A 4,537-nucleotide genomic window follows, 5' to 3' on the forward strand; every position below is an offset into this window, starting at 1 on the left:
GTGAACGGGCGCCCGGTGACGCGTGGTTCGGCGCCGGCCGGGCTCGGGCCCGGCGGTCCGGCCAGCGGCCTGGCCGGTGGCCTGGACCGTCGCCGTTCTGTGTCCTGACGACGGCCGAAATGTGCGCCTTCGGCCGTACACTTTCGCCCCGGACGTTCGGAAGTTCGACCTTCGGCGGGGGAGCGGCAGGATCGGCCCCGCCGGGCGTCGGCTCGTGTGATGGGGGTTGGAATGAGCGGTGACGCCACGGCGTTCAGCCGGAACTACCGGGACCTGTCGAGGCAGCAGGGTACGGACGCGGGTTTCCAGTTCGAGTTCTCCTGCCGCCGGTGCCGCGACACCTGGCGGTCGCCGTTCGAGCCGTACACCAGCGGCCGGGCGGCGGGTTGGCTGCAGCGCGGCAGCGGGCTGGCGGGTCGGCTGCTCGGCAGCGGCAACAGCTACTCGCTGAGCCGCGCGGCGGACGGGCTGGCCGGGGCGGGCTGGGGCCAGGCGCGGGACGAGGCGTTCCAGCGTGCGGTGACCGAGGTGCAGCGGCACTTCCACCGCTGCGCGCGCTGCACGGACGCGGTGTGCGGGCGGTGTTGGAACGTGGAGGCGGGCATGTGCCTGCGCTGTGTCCCGGACACCGCGGCGGAGGTCCAGGCGGCCCGCCACCGGGGGCTGAACCGGGAGGCGACGCGGCGTGCGGAGGAGGTCGGCGAGGCCCGCGCGGCCGGGTACGACGTCGACACGCCGCGTCAGCTGGTCTGCCCGAGCTGTTCGACGGAGACGCGGGGCGGGGCGTTCTGCCACGGGTGCGGACACCGGTTGGCGCAGGCCGCGCAGTGCGGGTCGTGTCGGGCGGATCTGCCGGCGGGGGCGGGGTTCTGCCCGGGCTGCGGCTCCCGGGCCGGCTGAGCGGCTGCTGCTGAGCGGGGAGGCGGCTGAGGGGCGGAAGGAGCTGAGCGGCGCAGACCGCTGAGGGGCGGCGGGGCCGGCCGCGCGCGACCCGCGTCACGATTCGGCGAAAACGATTGTCGATTCCGTGTTCATGTGGCAGGTTGCATCCGGGTCCGGCGGGCGGGCCCTTGTGACGGTGCCCTCACCAGGGCCCCTGGCCTCGGCGGCGGTGGCCGGTGATCGCCGGCCGTGCCCCGGAGCCCCGACGCGGGTTGGTGTGCCATCAGCGAGAAGAGAACGGACACCCGGGACGGGAAGTACGTCGTCCCACCGGCCTCGTTCCAGCGGAAGCCGTCCGAACCGGCGCCGCGCGCCGCCTCCCGGAAGGTCGCGGGGGTGGCCCTCGGCGTGCTGCTCGCCGTGTGGGTCGGCACGGCGCTCGGGGTGCCGTGGGCGGCGCATCCCGGGGTGGCCGCCTGGCAGACGATCTGTGTGGCCATCATGGTGCAGGCGATCCCGTTCCTGCTGCTGGGCACGTTGATCTCGGGGGCCGTCAACACCCTTGTCCCGGCCGGGGTGTTCCAGCGGGTGCTGCCGCGACGGCCGGCGCTCGCGGTGCCGGTGGCGAGCGCGGCCGGCGTGGTGCTGCCAGGCTGTGAGTGCGCCTCGGTGCCGGTCGCCGCGAGCCTGGTGCGGCGCGGGGTGCCGGCCGCCGCCGCGTTTGCGTTCCTGCTGTCCTCGCCGGCGGTCAACCCGGTTGTCCTGGTCTCGACGGCGGTGGCGTTCCCCGGGAGCCCGGAGATGGTGCTGGCCCGGCTGCTCGCCTCCCTCGCGGCGTCGGCGGTGATGGGCTGGCTGTGGCTGCGCTGGGGCCGGGCGGAGTGGATCCGCAAGGCGGTCGAGGGGCGCGGGCACCAGCCGGGTGCCAGCCGGCTGGAGGAGTTCCGCCGCAGCGTGCAGCACGACTTCCTCTACGCGGGCGGCTTCCTGATGGTCGGCGCGATGGCCGCCGCCACGTTCAACGTGCTGGTGCCCCGGGCGGTGCTGGACACGCTCGGCGGGTCGTTCTGGCTGTCGGTGCTGTTCCTCGCCGCGCTCGCGATCGTGCTCGCGGTCTGCTCGGAGGCCGACGCGTTCGTGGCGGCCTCGCTCACCGGCTTCTCGCCGACGGCGCGGCTGGTGTTCATGGTGGTGGGGCCGATGGTCGACGTGAAGCTGGTGGCGTTGCAGGCCGGGACGTTCGGCCGGTCGTTCGCCCTGCGCTTCTCGACCGCGACGGCGGTGGTGGCGGTGCTCAGCGCGGTTGTCTTCGGGTGGTGGCTGCTGTGAGAAGAACCGTCCAGACGCTGCTGCTGATGCTCGCGGGCGCGAGCGTGCTGCACATCTCGCTCTTCAGCGAGCTGTACCTGAACTACGTGACCGCCGGCTTCCGGCCGCTGCTGATCCTCTCCGGCATCCTCCTGCTGCTGCTCGGTCTCGGCGCGGCCGGCCGGGACGGCTTCCCGCTGGCGTCCCGCGGGGCCCCGGAGGAGCACGAGGACGACGACGGGCATCACGGGCACGGGCACGACCACTCGCGCGGGCCCCGCGTGGCGTGGCTGCTGTTCCTGCCGGTGCTCGCGCTGCTGTTCTACCCGCCGCCGCCACTCGGCGCGTACAGCGCCGCCCGCAGCGGCGACGCGCCGGTGGCCGCCCCCGAGGGCATGGGCCCGCTGCCGAAGGGCGACCCGCTGCCGATGTCGCTGACCCAGTTCAGCGTGCGCGCGCTGTACGACGGCGACCGGGCGCTGGAGGGCCGTACCGTCCGGCTCACCGGCTTTGTGACCCCGGCCGACGGCGACGGCTGGGACCTGACGCGGCACCTCGTGCGGTGCTGCGCCGCGGATTCCCGCACGCTGCGGGCCCGGGTGCACGGCGCGCCGGCGCCGCCGGCGGACAGCTGGGTGACGGTCACCGGACGGTGGCGCCCGGTCGGGGAGGTCGGCACGGACACGGCGGGCGTCGCGCTCGACGTCGACGAGGTCGTGACCGTTCCGCGCCCCGCCGACCCGTACCGGGACGTGCCGCCGGACGGCGACGCGGGCTGAGCCCGCCCGGCGGCCGCCGGGCGGAGCCGGTGCCGGTGCCGGGAAAAGGACGCGGTGGCCCCCGCCGAAGCGGGGGCCACCGGTGGTCTGGCGGGGGTGCGGCGCCGTGGCGGGACGCGGGGAGGCGCCTGTTCCGTCACGGTGCCGGGTCCCCGGTGGTTCCGGGTGCCGCGGTGCCGGAGGCGACGGGCGGTTCCCCCAGACCGCCTCGGATCCGCCCGCCGCCCGTACCGGGGCCGGACCGGAGCCGCGCTCAGGTCCGCCTGAAGGGCACCCGTTCCCGGCCGGTCAGAGGCGCTGCCACAGGGCGGGGGTGTTCGGCGGCTGCCAGCCGACCTGCGCCTGGTGGGCCTGGAGGCAGCGGTAGGTCGCGCCGCCGTAGGTGACCTGCGCGCCCACCTGGTAGACGGTGCCGACCGCCCAGGTGCCGCCCGGCTCGCCCGGGTCACCGGGGTCACCGGGGTCGCCCGGGTCGCCGGGGCCGGAGGTGCTGGTGACCAGGGTCAGGCCGTACGCCTGGAGCAGCGGGTTGATCGGCTGGTGGAACGTCGTGCCGCCGGTGCGGCAGTTGCCGGAGCCGCCGGAGGTGACGCCCTGCGCCTGGCTGCCCGAGATGTACGCGCCGCCGGAGTCGCCCGGCTCGGCGCACACGGAGGTGCGGGTGACACCGGTGATGGTGCCCTCGGGGTAGGTCACGCTGGTGTTGTGCTGCTGGATGGTGCCGCAGTGCCAGCCGGTGGTGGAGCCGGAGCGGCAGATGGACGCGCCGACGGCGGCCTGCGTGGAGCCGGCGACCCGGACGTTCTGCCCGCCCTGGCCGCGGACGAACGGGGTCACGGACCAGTTGCTGTTGGTGGCCACCCAGGCCATGTCGCGGCCGGGGAAGTTGGACGCCTGGAAGGTGCCCTGCGCGACCCGGTTGTGTCCTGAGGTGGAGGTGCCGACGCGGCCGCAGTGGCCGGCGGTCGCGAAGCCCTGCTGCGTGCCGCGGCGCACGGAGAAGCCGACCGAGCAGCGTCCGCCGCTGCCCATGTAGTACGCCTCGCCGCCCCTGATGTCGTTGAACGCGCGCGGCTGTTCGGCGGTCCGCTCCACCCGCACGACCGACCGGTCCACGCCGGAGGCGGCGACGAGCCGCTTGGCGGCCGCGGGCTTGAGGGCCTGGAGGACCACGGAGTTGGTGTTGACGTCGACGTACCAGACGGGGGCGTCGGCGGCGTCGGCCGCGTTCTTCTTCGCGGCGCGGTCCAACGCGGCCTTGGCGGCGTCGAGTTCGGCGAGCGAGTGGTCGACGACCTTCGCGCGGGCACCGGCCTTGGTGATCGCCTTGACGTCGGAGGCGTCGGTGGTGGCGACGGTCAGGGTCGCGGAGTCGGCGCCGGTCAGCCAGGCGCCGGCGAAGTCCGCCGCCAGGCCGACCCGGAGGGAGCCGGCGACCGAACCGAGCTTCGCCTCGTTGACCAGCCGGTTCTCGGCCTGGGAGCGGGTCAGCCCGAGGTCGCGCTGCATGGCCTTGAGCAGCTCGGGCGGTGCCTCGGCGGCGTGGGCGGCGGGGGTGGCGCTGTCTC

At 75.2% G+C, this 4,537-nt stretch carries 4 protein-coding genes; 3 read left to right on the forward strand and 1 reads right to left on the reverse strand.

Annotated elements, in window-relative coordinates:
* Positions 1–231: 231 nt before the first annotated feature.
* The 3 genes from GL263_RS22165 to GL263_RS22175 all read left to right on the forward strand — a co-directional run bounded on the left by GL263_RS22165 (position 232) and on the right by GL263_RS22175 (position 2,969).
* Entirely contained in the window at positions 232–900 is a 669-nt protein-coding gene (locus GL263_RS22165) for a zinc ribbon domain-containing protein (RefSeq protein ID WP_182857508.1), read from the forward strand.
* 390 nt (positions 901–1,290) lie between these two features.
* Positions 1,291–2,211, forward strand: coding sequence for a permease (locus tag GL263_RS22170; protein ID WP_438947989.1), 921 nt, complete (start codon positions 1,291–1,293; stop codon positions 2,209–2,211).
* Positions 2,208–2,969 carry a TIGR03943 family putative permease subunit gene (locus tag GL263_RS22175; protein WP_182857509.1) on the forward strand — a complete coding sequence of 254 codons (762 nt, stop codon included), beginning with the start codon at positions 2,208–2,210 and terminating at the stop codon, positions 2,967–2,969. The genes GL263_RS22170 and GL263_RS22175 overlap by 4 nt, the downstream gene beginning before the upstream one ends.
* A 288-nt stretch (positions 2,970–3,257) precedes the next feature.
* Here GL263_RS22175 and GL263_RS22180 read toward each other — a convergent pair.
* The coding region (locus GL263_RS22180; RefSeq protein ID WP_182857510.1) for an alpha-lytic protease prodomain-containing protein at positions 3,258–4,537 on the reverse strand (1,280 nt) is incomplete at its 5' end.

Origin of the sequence: Streptomyces durbertensis (genome assembly GCF_014156695.1) — a bacterium.
In the GTDB taxonomy this organism is placed as follows: domain Bacteria; phylum Actinomycetota; class Actinomycetes; order Streptomycetales; family Streptomycetaceae; genus Streptomyces; species Streptomyces durbertensis.